General features: G+C 71.7%; 12 protein-coding genes. All 12 read left to right on the top strand.

The window, feature by feature from the left end:
* The first annotated feature begins 6 nt into the window (after nt 1-6).
* The 12 genes from ACIBEC_RS21805 (at nt 7) to ACIBEC_RS21750 (ending at nt 14,068) form a co-directional block, all read left to right on the top strand.
* Nucleotides 7-1,482, top strand: a complete 1,476-nt coding sequence (locus ACIBEC_RS21805; RefSeq protein WP_396288452.1) for an NUDIX hydrolase — start codon at nt 7-9, stop codon at nt 1,480-1,482.
* A gap of 81 nt (nt 1,483-1,563) precedes the next feature.
* The gene (locus ACIBEC_RS21800) at nt 1,564-2,010 is read left to right on the top strand and encodes an HIT family protein (RefSeq protein WP_396288450.1); all 447 of its coding nucleotides are present in this window, start codon (nt 1,564-1,566) and stop codon (nt 2,008-2,010) included.
* Nucleotides 2,007-3,041 carry a phosphotransferase enzyme family protein gene (locus tag ACIBEC_RS21795; protein ID WP_396288448.1) on the top strand — a complete coding sequence of 345 codons (1,035 nt, stop codon included), beginning with the start codon at nt 2,007-2,009 and terminating at the stop codon, nt 3,039-3,041. Before ACIBEC_RS21800 ends, ACIBEC_RS21795 begins: the two co-directional genes overlap by 4 nt.
* Complete coding sequence (locus tag ACIBEC_RS21790) at nt 3,025-4,416, top strand: MFS transporter (RefSeq protein WP_396288446.1); 1,392 nt, start codon at nt 3,025-3,027, stop codon at nt 4,414-4,416. The genes ACIBEC_RS21795 and ACIBEC_RS21790 overlap by 17 nt, the downstream gene beginning before the upstream one ends.
* Nucleotides 4,417-4,586: 170 nt before the next feature.
* Entirely contained in the window at nt 4,587-5,762 is a 1,176-nt protein-coding gene (locus ACIBEC_RS21785; protein WP_396288444.1) for a protein-L-isoaspartate O-methyltransferase, read from the top strand.
* The gene (locus tag ACIBEC_RS21780) at nt 5,759-6,628 is read left to right on the top strand and encodes a class I SAM-dependent methyltransferase (RefSeq protein ID WP_396288442.1); all 870 of its coding nucleotides are present in this window, start codon (nt 5,759-5,761) and stop codon (nt 6,626-6,628) included. The genes ACIBEC_RS21785 and ACIBEC_RS21780 overlap by 4 nt, the downstream gene beginning before the upstream one ends.
* The gene (locus tag ACIBEC_RS21775; RefSeq protein ID WP_396288440.1) at nt 6,625-8,070 is read left to right on the top strand and encodes a phosphotransferase; all 1,446 of its coding nucleotides are present in this window, start codon (nt 6,625-6,627) and stop codon (nt 8,068-8,070) included. Before ACIBEC_RS21780 ends, ACIBEC_RS21775 begins: the two co-directional genes overlap by 4 nt.
* Nucleotides 8,067-9,116 carry a GNAT family N-acetyltransferase gene (locus ACIBEC_RS21770; RefSeq protein ID WP_396288438.1) on the top strand — a complete coding sequence of 350 codons (1,050 nt, stop codon included), beginning with the start codon at nt 8,067-8,069 and terminating at the stop codon, nt 9,114-9,116. The genes ACIBEC_RS21775 and ACIBEC_RS21770 overlap by 4 nt, the downstream gene beginning before the upstream one ends.
* Nucleotides 9,113-9,766 (top strand): M15 family metallopeptidase, encoded by a 654-nt coding sequence (locus tag ACIBEC_RS21765; protein WP_396288436.1) that lies wholly within the window; start codon nt 9,113-9,115, stop codon nt 9,764-9,766. The genes ACIBEC_RS21770 and ACIBEC_RS21765 overlap by 4 nt, the downstream gene beginning before the upstream one ends.
* 38 nt (nt 9,767-9,804) lie before the next feature.
* Nucleotides 9,805-12,114, top strand: coding sequence for a methyltransferase, FxLD system (gene fxlM / locus ACIBEC_RS21760; protein ID WP_396288434.1), 2,310 nt, complete (start codon nt 9,805-9,807; stop codon nt 12,112-12,114).
* Nucleotides 12,115-12,154: 40 nt separating this feature from the next.
* Nucleotides 12,155-12,913: a PIG-L deacetylase family protein gene (locus tag ACIBEC_RS21755; RefSeq protein WP_396288698.1), complete on the top strand. Its 759-nt coding sequence runs from the start codon at nt 12,155-12,157 to the stop codon at nt 12,911-12,913.
* Between the two features lie 60 nt (nt 12,914-12,973).
* On the top strand, nt 12,974-14,068 hold the full coding sequence (locus ACIBEC_RS21750; protein WP_396288432.1) for an NUDIX hydrolase: 1,095 nt from the start codon (nt 12,974-12,976) through the stop codon (nt 14,066-14,068).
* The last annotated feature ends 19 nt before the right edge of the window (nt 14,069-14,087 follow it).

Here is a 14,087-nt window from a genome sequence, read left to right as displayed (position 1 = left end):
GTTGACGTGCCGATCACTCGCTCCCACATCCGCGCGACCGTCGACAGCTATCTGGCTCGGCATCCGGATGAGCGCGAGTCTCTGGCCGGGCTGTTTGCCGTCCTGGACGGCTCTGGCGACCCGTCCAGCCGCGCGACTCTTCCCGGCCACGTCACGTGCAGCGCGGTCGTCATCGACCGCAGCCGGCGCGTACTGCACATCGGTCACAAGGTCACGGGGCTGACACTCACTCCTGGTGGCCACGCAGAGGCGGACCGGAGCCTCTTGGCCGCGGCCCTGCGGGAAGTGTCCGAGGAAACCGGTGTCCGGGCCGGGGACTTGTGTCTGACCCCGCAGTTCCTGGGCGAGCCGGTCGACATCGACGTTCACGTCATCGACGCCAATCCCGCCAAGGGCGAGCCGAGTCATCAGCACTTCGATTTCCGCTTCGCCTTCTACATCAGCGCCGAGCAGCTGCCGCCGCTCCGGCTTCAGGATGAAGAGGTCTCGGGTGCCCAGTGGCTTCCGCTCGCCGATGTCAGGTCGCCCACGCTGCGGGCCAAGCTGCTGGACGCCGAGGCCGATGGGCTCGACGGCCGGCCGGAGCCCGTCAACGCGTCGGCTCTTCTCCACGACGGCTACGGCCGCTACCTGCTTCATCTGAGGGATATGCGTGACGGCATTTGGGAGCCCGGGGTGTTCTCCCTCCTGGGGGGTGGGCGCGAGAGAGGCGACCGGTGCCTGGAGGGGACCTTGCGGCGGGAGCTCGCCGAGGAGGTCCCCGGCCTTGAACCTGCCGGCCTGACGCCCTACGTGGTGGAGGAGGCGACGAGCATCGACGGCCTCGCGGTGCCGATCCAGGTCTACACGGCCCGCTGGAATGGGCACCCCGACACCGCGGACCTGCGAGAAGGCGTCCTGCTGCAGTGGTTCACCCCCGACATGCTGGACCGGCTGCCCCTGAGCCCCGGCCTCGGCGACTTGATCCGACGGCACGCGGCCGCGCATCCCCCGGCCGGCAGCCCGCCGGACCGCATCCGCCCCCTGCACGAAGAGGCACCGGTAGGAACCGAGCTCCACATCGTCGGTGTCCACCTTCATCTCCAGGACGAACAGGGCCGGATACTTCTCGGACTGCGCCACCCCGACTCGACGTTCGCGCCGGACGAATGGCACTTTTTGGCAGGTCACTGCGAGAGGGAAGATGCCGTCAGCTGCCTGGTGCGCGAAGCCCAGGAGGAGGCCGGGCTGATCATCGAGCCCGATGCCGTCGAGCTCGTGCACGTGGTTCACCACGTCGATTCACCGACGGCGCGGGCACGGATCGCGCTCGTCTTCCGGGCTCGGACCTGGTCCGGTACCCCGCAGCTCCTGGAGCCCGAGCGGTGCGTGGCCTGGAGGTGGTTCAGCCCGCAGGCCCTTCCGGCACAGGTTGTGCCGTACACCCGCCAGGCAATCGAAGGTATCACCGCGGGCCGTCCTTACACCCAGACGGGCTGGTGAGGACCTGTGACGCTCCCAGCGGCACCTAGTACTTCCTGGCCTGAACACTTTCTCACGCACCGCGCCGGCCACGACTGCCCGATGTGCACCAACGACTGGACGGCCGACGACATCGGGTGGGGACTGCTGCTGCACCGCGGCGAAGTCTCCCAGTCCTACCTCTGGCGCTCCGGCCAGGTCCGGGGCTACTCCATCACCATCGTGACCGCGCGCCACGTCGCGGAGCCCACCGAACTCACGGACGACGAAGCCGCCGCCTTCTGGCGCGACACCCTCGCCCTGGGCCGAGCCCTTGAGAGGCACTACCAGCCGCTGAAGATGAACTACCTCCTGCTCGGAAACGCCATTCCCCACGCCCACCAGCACGTGGTTCCGCGACGCGAGGCGCGTGTAGACCCGGCGCCGGGCGGCCCCTTGCCCTTCGACGTGCTCGACTTCGGGCGCCAGGACGAGGACCAACTGCAGTCGGACGCCCGAGCGCTGCGCCGGCTGATGAACGGCCCCGGCCGGCCGGAGGCGGGGCGATGAGCGCGCAGTCCGATGTCATGGTGGTGGCGGGAGTTCTGGCGCTGCACTACCGCATCGTCCCGACCGACGTCTGCGAAGGCCCGTCAGGGACCGCCACGTCCAACTATGTGGCCACGGACGGCGACGGCCGCCGATGGTTCGTGAAGTCCTACCCGGAGCACGCTGGCCTGGGCGCCGAACGCCGCGCCCTGGAGCTGGCCGAGTTCGCCGCGCTCGGCGGGGTCCCGGTTCCGGTGATGCTCCGCACCTTGGACGGCAATCTCATCGCCGTGGACGGCGGGTTGGCGGTGTCCGTCGCCGCGTTCGCCGAGGGCGCCGAGACAGCGGGAGACGGTCTGTACGGCGAGAGGTGGGCCGCCGTCGGCGCGACCGTGGGCCAGCTGCACCGAACGCTCGCGCGGCATCCGGACGGGCCGCCGCGCCGCGCCGCGGCCCACGAGATCTGCGACGTCCAGCGCGGCCGACAGCGCCTGGAACGCCTCCTCGCCCGCTATGCGAAGCAGCCCCCGAGTTCGCCGTTCGGAGCTTGGGCGAGAGGTACCGCCCAACAACGGCTGGATGGGCTCCCCGCCACGGCAACCATGCTCGAAACACTCCCCGCGACCCTCGCCACGCAGATCGTCCACGGCGACCTGTCCTCCCTCAACCTGATGCTGAGAGGCCAGAGCGTCGCCGCGGTCATCGACTTCCGGCCGCCGGCGCACCGCAGCCCGATGTGGGAGCTGGGGCGCATCGTGCTCGATCCGCGTACCGTCCTGGGCGCCCCGGACTGGCCCGCAGGGCTGGCGACGGCCGTTGTCGCTTACTCGGAGACCAACCCGGCCATGCCGGTCGGGGACCTGCTGACGGTGCCCCGGGTGGCGGCCGGCTACCTGGCCTGTTCGGTGTACCCGCTCTCGGAACCGCTCGACGACCCACCCGCGGTCACCCCTGAACTGGAGGCGTACGGGCGGGCCCGCCACAAGGCGCTGGGTGTGCTGTGCGGCCGCCTGGATGAGGCGGAGGAGGTGCTCCGTGACCAGCTCTGCTGACTCCCCCGCTCAGCTCCAGACGTCGTTGTGGCGGCACCGAAATTTCCGGACGTTCCTGATTGGGCAGAGCGCCAGCGTGACCGGCAGCTCGATCAGCTCGATGGTGATCCCGGTGATCGCCGTGCTGGAGCTGCGCGCATCCACCTCTCAGGTGGCCTGGCTGGCGTTCCTGGGACTGTTGCCACCCGCGGTGCTCGCCTTGCACGCCGGGGCGCTCGCCGACCGCCATTCCAAGCAGCGCCAGATGATTACCGGGGATCTGGTCAGTGCGGCCGCGCTGGCCACGGTGCCGGTGGCGGCGGCCTTCGACGCACTGACTCTGTCCCAGCTCATGGCGGTCGCTGTGGTGCAGGGGGCCGCGGGTGTGGTGCATGACGCGGCGGCCATCAGCATTCTGCCGAGCCTGGTCGACCGGTCCTTGATCCAGCGGAGCAACAGCCGGGTTGGCGCGCTCTTCGCTATCTCCGCGACCGGCGGCAGCAACCTTGGCGCCGCGCTGACCGTCTTGGTCGGACCGGCCCGGGCCCTGCTCGGAGATGTCCTCTCCTACCTCATCAGCGCGTGGTGCACCGTACGCATCCGCACACCCAAGACCGACCGGGCGCGTACCGGGGAGCGCCGGCTGTGGGCGGAGATCGGCGAGGGTCTGCGGTATGTCCGCGGTGACGACCGGTTGCGCACCTTGACGCTGGTCAACGCGACGACTTCCTTCGCCCTCGCGCTGCTGAACACGCTGTGGGCGCTGTACCTTTTGCGCACCCTTGCGATGAGCACCACGGCGTTCGGTGTCGTGCTGGGGCTCGGCGCCTTGGGCGCGGCCGTCGGCGCGCTCCTCGCCCCGGGCCTTGCGCGGCGGATCGGGCCCGGGCCGATGATGCTGGCCGCGCTCGGGATCACGCCGGTGACCCAGATTCCGCTGCTGCTCGCCTCTCCGGGCCTTGGCTGGCAGTTCGTGATCGGTGCGGCGCTGTTCGTGCAGCTGGCGTGCGCCGGGGCGGCGGGGACCACCCAGCGGTCGATCCGTCAGATCGTCACCGACTCCCGCATGCAGGCACGGATGCAGGCGGTGAGTACCTGGCTGACATCGGGTGCCCGGCCGGTCGGCGCGCTGCTCGCCGGCGCGCTGGGGACGTGGGCCGGTGTCCGGGCCGCCCTGGTCATCGGTGCCTTTCTGCTCACTGTGCCGCTCCTGGTCCTGGCACTCTCTCCGCTGCGCGGCCTGCGGCAGATGCCCGGCGCCCCGCCCGAGCGGGAGGAACCCGCGCCTGCCGAAGAACTCCCGCGCCCCGGCCCCCCGCCTCAGGTTCCGGCCCCTGGAGCGGCGGCCGCCGCAGACATCCGCCGTGAGAGCTCGTTGGACGGAGGCGCCACATGACGGACCTGAGCACCGGGGACACCACGCGAAGGCCCGGTCCCCCAGCTGCCCACGCTCCAGCGACCCTCACCAATGCGGCCCCCTTGCACCCGGAGACGGCAGAAGTCACCGGGTCCGCGGACGGCCGCGGCGCCCGGGGTGGTCGCGATGGTGCTGCGGCTCGGGCGGCGATGGTCGCTCGTCTGGAGGAGGCCGGCGATCTGGGGGCCGGCCCGGTCCGCGACGCCCTCCTCATGCTGCCCCGCGAGGTGCTGATGCCGCAGGCGTACGTACGGCGCAGTGCCCCGGGCGAGGAGTCTCCGCGGTGGGATCTGTTGGACTGGTCGGCGCCGCAGGACCGCCCCGAGCTGCTCGGGCTGTTGTACGGCGGGGCCAGTGTGCTCGTCCAGCACGACGGGGAGCCGTTGCTGGGCCGGGTGCGCGGGAAGCGGTCGGGGGCGTCGATCACGTCGATGTCGACGGTGATGGGTCTGACCGCCTCGCTGCTGGAGGAGCTGGATCTGCGTCCGGGTCTGTGGGTGCTGGACGTCGGGACGGGCGCGGGGGTGACCGCTGCGGTGGCCTGCGAGGTCTGCGGCGACCAGGGGGTGGTCTCTCTCGACCGGGACCGGCACCTCACTGACGCGGCTGCGGCCCGGCTGGCCGATCTCGGCTTCCGTCCGGAGGTGGTGTGCGGGTCAGGGGAACAGGGCGTTCCGGGGCGGGAGTTCGACCGGATCTTCGTGTCGTACACGGTGGAGCGCGTGCCCGCGGCTCTCGTCGAGCAGCTCGCTCCCGGGGGCAAGCTGCTGGCGCACGTGAGCAGCGCGTCCCCGTCGTGGCCCGGCCTCGCCGTCGTCGAGCGCACCGCCGATGGGCAGATCACGGCGGAGCTGCGGGCCGTGGAGTTCGCCCACCGGGCGGGACACGGCGTGGCGCGGATCTGGCTCACGGAGGAGTTCCGGCAGCGCATGGCCACCGAGCCGGGCACATGGACCCAGCGGAGCATGCTGGCGCCGCCCGCAGACAGCGACCGCGGTTTCTGGCTGGCGGCCGACCATCTCCTCGGCGGTGGCCTGGTCCGGGACTTCGGGGCTGAGCACCTCGCAATCGGCGCGCCCGGCTGCGGATCCTGGATGCGCGCGGAGGAGGTGGGCCACCGGCGCTGGAGCGTCACCGTCAACGGGCCGCGGGACATTTGGAAAGAGATCCAGGACCTCGCCCACCGGTGGCGGGCCGCACGCTCCCCCGACCGCTACCGCCTCTACTTCGACGCGGACGGCGGGCAGCGCGCCGCGTCCGAGTGCGGACGCCTGTCCTGGCAACTGCCCGCCCCCCACCCGCTCGATGAGGGAGCCACTTCGTGACCTACCCCGACGGGCCCTTTCCGGGCCTCCCGCCGGAGCAGGAGGCCATGTTCGAGGCCGCGGCCTCGACCTACGCCCGCCACCGCCCAGGCCTGCCGGACGCGGCGGTGCGCCTGCTCGCCGACGCGCTGCGGGGCCGGCCGTCCCCGGTGCTGCTCGACCTGGGCACCGGAACCGGGCAGGTGCCCTTCGCGCTCCTGTCCGCCGGCGCCGGTCTGACGCACATCGAAGCGGTCGACGTCAGCCCGCAGATGCTGCACCAGGCCGGGCAAGCCCTCAATCCCGTGCTCGGCCACTGCACCCTCACCCTGGTCCACGCGGCGGCCGATGCCTACGAGCCGCTCGCGACACTGCCCGGCGAACCGGATTCCGGCCCGGACCTGATCACCTGCTGCCGGTCCTACCACTGGATGAACGGTGAGGCGGTCCTGGAGATGGCAGACCAGGTCGCCCCACCGGGTGCCGCAGTGGCGATCATGGGCGACGGGAGCCTGTGGACCCACGACGCCGACTGGACCCGTGCGCTGCGCGAGCTGATCCAGCTCTACCTGGGCGCCGAGCGCCGGGCGGGCGCCCGCAGTTCCTACGCCGAACCCCGCCGCTCGTACGAGGAGGACCTCGCCGCCTCAGCGTTCAACGACGTCACCGAACACCTCTTCCCCGTGACCCGCACCTGGACGCCGCAGGAGGTACTCGGCTACCTGCGCACCACGTCCTTCGCCGGAGCTGGCCTCTTCGCAGAGCGGCATCAGGCGTTCGAGAACGAGGCCCTCGCACTTCTCCACGCGCACGCGGTGGACGGGTCTCTGGTCGAGGAAGCGACGTTCAGGATTCTGCTCGCCCGACGTCCGGAGGGAACACGATGAGCGGCGGGCAGCGGCACACCGAGCCGGTGGACGTCCACCTGATCCTGCGCCGGGAGACCGCCGACGGGCCACAGATCTTGCTGTCGCGGCGGGCCGGGCAGGTGTACGCCGCCGGCCTGTGGCACCTGCCGTCGGGGCATCTGGACGGTCCGCACGAGGACGTGGTCACCGCCCTGATCCGCGAGGCGCGGGAGGAGACCGGTGTCGTCATCGACCCGGCCGACGTGCGGTCCGCCGTGACCGTGCACCACCGCAGCCCCGGAGGCGCCAGCCGTAGCGGGCACTTCTTCGAGGTCCGGCAGTGGAAGGGCGCGCCCCGGATCGCGGAGCCGGACGTTTGCGACGCGATGGACTGGGCACCCCTTCACGCCCTGCCCGCCCCGATGGTGGCGTACTGCCGTGCGGGCCTGGACGCCTACAGCGCCGGCGCGCGCCTCGCCGTGCACTTCCAACTCCCCGGCGACAGCATCGCCTTCGACCCCGGCACCGACCGGCTGCGCCTCGTGCCGGACGTGACCGGCCAGGCGTCTACCGCCCGCCCTGACGCCGCTGTCGTGGAGTTCGCGGAGCAGGCAGTCGGCCGGATCACGCAGTGGACGGATACGTCATGGGCGCGCGAGGAGAGCCGCGTGTGGCGGGTCCACGGCGTCCAGGGCGGCACCTGGTACGTGAAGGTGCACCAGAGCGAGCGGTTCCACCACAGGGAAGTGCGGGGCCTACGGACGTGGGCGCGGGAGCTGGGGGCGGCCGCGCCCCGGCTGGTCGCCGCCGACGAGACCCTGCGGGCGGTGGTCCTCACCGCGCTGCCGGGCCGCCCCCTGCACGGCGCCGTCCTTGCCCCAGAGCGGGAGAGGGCTGTCTTCCAACGGATCGGCGCGCTGGCCCGCCGCATCCACCAGTCCTCTCCCCCACGGCCCGCTCCGGCCGGCAGCGGCCCGGCCGTCGCCAAGGCCGACCGGCACCTGGCCGGAGCACGGTCTCATCTACTCCCGGGGGATGAGGAGTTCGTCCGCGACCTCGCCCGGCAGGCCGAGGACCTGCAACCGCTGGAATGGGTGGAGACCCACGGAGACCTCCAGCCCCGCAACGTCCTGGTCACCCCTGACACCGCTGACGAGCCGGACACCCTTGATGTCTTCGTGGCGGTGATCGACATCGAGCGCAGCGAGCCGGGACCGGCCGTACGGGATCTGGTCCGCCTGTCCGATGCCTGGGCCGGCCGCCCCGACTTGTTCGAGGCGTTTCTGGCCGGGTACGGCAGGTCCCTGACCGCCGCCGAGGAGGCCCGCCTCGTCATCGACGCAGCCCTCGATTCAGTGAGCGGAATCGCGTACGGCACTGCCCACGGGGACCCCGAGCTGGTCGAACGCGGCCGGCGGACCCTGGCCCGGCTGCGCGCCGAACACCGTGCAGCCCCCTCACCGACAGGAGATGCGACGTGAACGCCGACCCGGCACCCACTGCCACTACCGCGGCCGAGCCGCGCGATGCCGCCGGACGACCGCCGGTCCGCGCGGCCACCCCCGCCGACGCTGAGGCCATCACCCGGATGCGCTCCGCATACGTCCTGTCCGCACCATTCACCGAGGACTGGGTCCGGCAATGCACGGACGAACTGGCGCCACGGCTGACACCGGAGGGAGATGCGCGAGCCTTTATCGTCGACGCCCCGGACGGCACGATGGCCGCCTGCGCCCTCGGCCTGATCCACCCCGTGCTTCCGGCCCCCGCCTACCCCCAAGGGCTGGCCGCCCGCGTGCACGTCGTCGCCACACGACCAGACGTCCGGCGCCGCGGCTACGCGCGGGCGGTGGTCACCGCACTCCTCGACCACCTCTCCCACGTCGAGCAGGTGACCCTTTTCGAGCTTCACTCCAGCGTGGAGGCGGCCCCGCTCTACCGCGAGCTCGGCTTCGCGGGCAGTCCGGCCCTGATGCGGATGACGCGTCTCCACGACCCGGACGATGGGGGCGCGTCGGGAAGCACCTCCACCTGGATGCCGCCCGAGCTGTATGCCGCCACGGTGCCGAAGACCACGGCGTTCGCCTGCGTGTACTTCACCGATATGGACGACCGCCCCCTCCAGCTGCACTCCGTCTACTCGCCCGCCCATCCGTGGCAGTTGGTGGGCGGAACGATGGATCTGGGCGAGCGGCCCTTCGAGACGGCCGTGCGCGAGTGCCAGGAGGAGACCGGCCTGACGCCGCCAGGGCCGCCCCGGCTCCTGGCCACCGTGTTCGGGCTCCCGGGTGCCGAATGGCCTCACAGCACGATCGGCTGTGTCTTCGACGGCGGCAGGCTCACCGCACAGCAGATCAGCGACATCGCCCTGAACCCCTCGGAGCACGACGAGGTCCGTGTCCTGCCCCTGGACGAATGGGAGGCGCTGATGCCGCCTCGCGACTTCGCGCGACTGAGCGCGGTGGAATCGGCCCGCCGCACCGGCGAAGCCGCCTACTTCGGCACCTGGGACTGGGGAAACGTATGAGCAGCGGCATTGTGCTGATGTCCGATCCGAGGGTGGCCGCGATCCCCGTCCAAGACTGCGGCGAGCGCCTCATAGACGCCCGCGAGCACGGCCTGAAGGTCGATGACCGCAAGCGCGACGAGGCCGGGGCCTGGGCCCACGTTCGGCAAGGCGTTGTTGCCCGGCTGTTGCAGGCCCAGTCGCTGCTTCCCACTGGTGTGTTGCTGCTGTTCGTCGAGGGCTTCCGGCCGCCGGCCCTGCAGCGTCGGTACTTCGAGGAGTACTCCGACGAGCTCGCGCGCGCCCATCCGGACTGGCAGGCGGCCGAGCTCCGGGCGGCCGCCAGCCGCTTCGTGTCGCCTCCGGAGATCGCGCCTCACTCCGCCGGCGCGGCCGTCGACGTGACGCTGATCGACCACCAAGGCCGCGAGCTGGACATGGGAACGCGCGTCAACGCATCACCGGAGGAATCCGACGGCGCCTGCTACACCGACGCCCCCAACCTGAGCGCCCGGGCCCGCACGAACCGGGCCACCCTGGCCCGTGCCCTTGCCGCCGCAGGCATGTGCCCTTACCGAACCGAATGGTGGCACTGGTCGTTCGGCGACCGGTACTGGGCACTGCAGACCCAGCAGCCGGCCGCCCTCTACGGACCCGTCGAACTGCCCTGACACCGACCGACCTGCCTTTCACGAACGAGGAGCGATCTGTGGGGATCACCCGGACTGACTGGTCCGAGCGCTACACCGAGGGGCGAGGCTTCCGGCGGCTCGGGGACGAGGAGAAGGGCCTGCTCGTCGAGCACGCGCCGGCGCCCGAGGGCGGCCGCGCGCTCGACGTTGGGTGCGGGACGGGCGAGATGTCCGCCTACCTTGCCTCGCTCGGGTACACCGTCGACGGCGCGGACTTCGCCGAGGGCGCCCTGGAGCAGGCCCGCACGGACCACCCCGACGCGAAGGTGCGGTGGCTGTGCCTGGACATCGAACGCGACGACCCCGCCCCGCTGGGCAACGACCTCTACGACCTGGTGGTCTTCCGCCTCTCGGTGGCCTTCTTGAACGACCGCACCCGTGTCCTGCACGCGCTCGGGCGCCGACTGCGCGAGGGCGGCACCATCCTGGTCATCACCCCGCTCGCCGCGCACACCCCGGCCGAGAAGCGGCACATCGCACTGGACGAAGACGAGATCACCGCCCTCACCTGCGGATGGACGAACGTCCAGCGCATCGCCGCCGGCGACTTAGGGGCGCTGATTCTGCGCGGTCCGTGTGCGGACACGGTCGCCATGGAGCGGTCCGTGCCGGCCACCGGCCACGCCGTTGCCGGGGCGCTGGCTGTCGTGACCGACGAGCACGGGCGTGTCCTGCTCGGCTGGTCCACACGCGGCATGTGGGAGGCTCCGGGCGGGAAGATCGAGGGTGCGGAGCCGCTGGACGGGGCCGGGGTGCGCGAGCTCGCCGAGGAGACCGGCCTGCACGCCACCGGCGCCAGCGTGGTGTCCATCCTCACCGACACAGCCCAGGGCGTCCCGCGGGTAACCGCCGTGATCCGGATCGCCGGCTTCACCGGCACCCTCACCACCGCGGAGCCGCAGAAGTTCACCCGCTGGGAATGGCACGACCCCCACGGTCTCGGATGTCTCGGCCCGGTGTTCACCCCGGCCGCGAACGCACTGGCTGCCGTCTGGCCCGGTATCATCCCCGGCCTGCCGCCGGTCAACGCCTACCCGACCGCCGCCGAACCCCCACCGGTACCCGGGGAGCCGGCCGAAGCCGTCCGGCTGCGCCACCGCATGGCAGATGCCGTCATCGCCGGCGGCTGGGCGCCCTCCGCCGTGGTCCAAGAGGCGCTGCGCACGGTGCCCCGGCACCGGTTCGCACCGGAGACGGACCTCCAGACCGTCTACGACGACGACCTGGCCGTCGTCACCCGCCGGGACGAGCACGGCCGGGCGACCAGCTCGGTCAGCGCCGCTTGGCTCCAGGCCGACATGGCCGAGCAACTCCAACTGACGCCCGGGGCGGCCGTGCTCGAGGTCGGATCCGGCGGGTACAACGCGGAGTTGCTCGCCCATGTCGTCGGACCGGCTGGACGGGTCGTGACGGTGGACGTCGACCCTTACGTGGTGCACCGCACGCAGCGGCTGTGCGCGGAGGCCGGCAGCGGCCGGGTCACCGCCGTTCTGGGCGACGGTGGTTTCGGCGCACCGGGCCACGTCCCCGCCCAGGGGTTCGACGGGGTGGTGATCACACACAATGCGGCTGACGTCGCCCCGGCGTGGCGCGAGCAACTCCGTGAGGGCGCACGGTTGGTGGTGCCGCTGGAGATGGGCGGCTACACCCGTTCCCTCACCCTGGTCCGGCGCGGCGACGTGCTGCACTGTGGGCACTGGACGTACTGCGGGTTCGTACGGGACCGCGGCGCGGCCGCCCGCACGGCCCCCGTCCTCCCCCTGGCCGACGGCGAGGTCACCGTGCGGTGGGAAGACGGTGAGCCCGGTGACACCGCGGGGCTTGAGGAGGCGCTGCGCGGGCCCCGGCGTGAACTCACCACCGGCCTTGTGGTCCGGGGCATCTTCAATTTCGAGACCTTGCAGGTCTACGCCGCGACGACGCTGCCGGGGTTCTGCCGCCTGACCGCCCGGGAAGGTTCCGCGCTGGTAGCGCAGCAGGACGCAGCGGCGCTGCTTTCGGACGGCTCCCTCGCCTATCTGACCTACCGCAAGGTCAAGGACGCCCCGGATCCGGCCGACCGTCTCACCGAGTTCTTCATCCACGCCTACGGCCCAGCAGCCGAAGAGGTGGCGGAGCGCTTCGCGGAGTGTGTGCGCGTCTGGGACCGCGAGGTGCGCGAGAGCGGCTATCCGCCGATGACCGTCCACCCGGCCGGCACCCCCGACGAGCAGCTGCCGCCCGGTGACGTGCTCGACAAGCCCAGCGCACGACTTGTCTTCCAGTGGCCGGGCCGGACCCCCGCCGGCGCACTGAGCCTTTCCGCCGCAGGGGCACAGCGTGCTTGACTCCGACGAGCTGATCCCCGAGACGGCGGCGTCCTCCACGATGCCGTCCCTGCTCGGCGTGTTCGGCCACCCCGACGACGAGAGCCTCCTCGCCGGCGGTGTCCTCGCCCAGCACGCCGCCGCGCACGCGCGCACCGCCGTCGTCACCATGACGTGGGCGCCCGACAGCCCGCGGGCTCCCGAACTCACCGACGCCCTGCGGGCGCTCGGCGCGGGCCCACCCCGCATGCTCGGATACGGCGACGCCCGCAACCCGCAGGCGGCTCCCGGCCGCCCCCGCCTCGTCGACGCACCGCTCGACGAAGTCGTCGCCGCCCTGGTCCAGCAGATCCGCTCGTTCCGCCCCGACATCGTGGTCACGCACGACGCCCTGGGCCAGCTGACCGGCCACCCGGACCACCGCCGCACCCACCAGGCCACTCTCCTCGCCGCTCAGGACGCGGGCCTCCCGCACCTTCACCCTGAAGCAGGGGAGCCCTGGCAACCGCGCGCCGTGTACTGCGCCACGCACCCCCAGAGCGGCGTTGGCAAGCTCGGGCCGCTTCTGGAGGCCGTCGGCAAAGCCGTGCTCGCGGTGCCGGACGCGTACGCCACCACCACCGTCGACGTCACTCCCTGGCTGGAGCAGAAGTGGGCCGCGATCCTCGCGCACCGCGGGGAGGTCGCCCGCGAACGGGCGCTGCCCGGGATCCTCGCTCGCCTGCCTGAGGAGACCCGACGAAAGATCATCGCGACCGAATTCTTCACCCGACTCACGACCGGGCCCCTCCCCAGCGCTCACCATCGGCTCACTGCCTGACAGCGGTCAACCGCCTCATTCTTCCCTCGGCCCGGCCGGCCCCTTCCGACTTGGAGAGCCATGACGACCACATCCGTTCCCGGCGAGCTGCCCGACACCGCCATGACCGACGAGGCGTATGGCGCGCTGCGCGCCTCGGCAGCCCTGTGGGTCGGGACGTCTGTGCTGATCACCAACCCCTTCGGCCAGGTCCTGGTCCAGCACGTCGACTATCGCGACACCTGTCTTCTGGCCGGTGGCGCCGTCGACAGGAACGAGTCCCCAGCTCGCGCAGCAGCCCGTGAACTGGTCGAGGAGCTCGGAGTCACCGCCACCGTCGACCGCTGCCTGGCCGTCGACTGGATCGCGGCCGACAGCACTGGCGCACCCGCCGCCATGCGGTTTCCCGGCGAGATTCTGCACGTCTTCGACGGCGGCACCTGGGACGACGACCGAATCGGCGAAATCCGGTTGCCGCCGAGTGAGATCACCGGGATCGAGTTCGTCGAGCCCGCGCGACTGCCCGATCTGCTCTCGCCAGCCGACGCCCGCCGCGCCCTGTCCGCGCTGCGCGCCCGGATCAACGCTGGCGGGACGGTGATCCTGGAGAATGGTCTCCCGCTCGCCCCGACCATTCTCGACCGCGCAGCCGTTCTGCAGACCGCCCGCCCCACCTACCACTATCCCTGGCACCAGGGGCCAGCCCCGCACAACCTCGCAGTCACCCAGGTGTGGGCCTGGTGCTTCGCGCCGGACGGACGCGTCCTCGTCCTCCTCGAACCCCACACCGGAGTCGCCATCCTGCCCGGCGGCACACCCGAGGAACAGGACCAGGGAGACCCCGTAGCCACCCTGCGTCGCGAAGTTGAAGAGGAGGCGACCGCCCGGATCGGTAGCCCGCTGCTCCTGGGACACGTCACCGACCCCTCCGTACGGCGCGGATACCTGCGCTACGCCGCCGCACTCACCAACGTCGGCCCCGCGCAGCCCGATCCAGCCACGGGCCACACCTACATCCGCATCCTGGCCACCCCCGAACAGGCCATGGAACTCTTCGACTGGGGGCCAACGGCCGTTGACCAGCTCGCGATCGTCCACTTGGCCCGCCAGCAGCTCGGCGTTCCCCGGGCCGTCCGCCAACCTGTCACCGAACTCTCCGGCCCCACTGCCTGGTAGCCGCCGCCTCGCGTCATTT

Source organism: Kitasatospora sp. NPDC051164 (assembly GCF_044455625.1).
GTDB lineage: Bacteria > Actinomycetota > Actinomycetes > Streptomycetales > Streptomycetaceae > Kitasatospora.
This window is presented reverse-complemented; position numbering and strand designations above follow the sequence as displayed.

Coding starts and splice junctions, on each gene's coding strand:
- ACIBEC_RS21800 (WP_396288450.1), top strand. CDS start 1,564: ATGTGCACCAACGACTGGACGGCCGACGACATCGGGTGGGGACTGCTG.
- ACIBEC_RS21795 (WP_396288448.1), top strand. CDS start 2,007: ATGAGCGCGCAGTCCGATGTCATGGTGGTGGCGGGAGTTCTGGCGCTG.
- ACIBEC_RS21785 (WP_396288444.1), top strand. CDS start 4,587: ATGGTCGCTCGTCTGGAGGAGGCCGGCGATCTGGGGGCCGGCCCGGTC.
- ACIBEC_RS21775 (WP_396288440.1), top strand. CDS start 6,625: ATGAGCGGCGGGCAGCGGCACACCGAGCCGGTGGACGTCCACCTGATC.
- ACIBEC_RS21765 (WP_396288436.1), top strand. CDS start 9,113: ATGAGCAGCGGCATTGTGCTGATGTCCGATCCGAGGGTGGCCGCGATC.
- ACIBEC_RS21755 (WP_396288698.1), top strand. CDS start 12,155: ATGCCGTCCCTGCTCGGCGTGTTCGGCCACCCCGACGACGAGAGCCTC.
- ACIBEC_RS21750 (WP_396288432.1), top strand. CDS start 12,974: ATGACGACCACATCCGTTCCCGGCGAGCTGCCCGACACCGCCATGACC.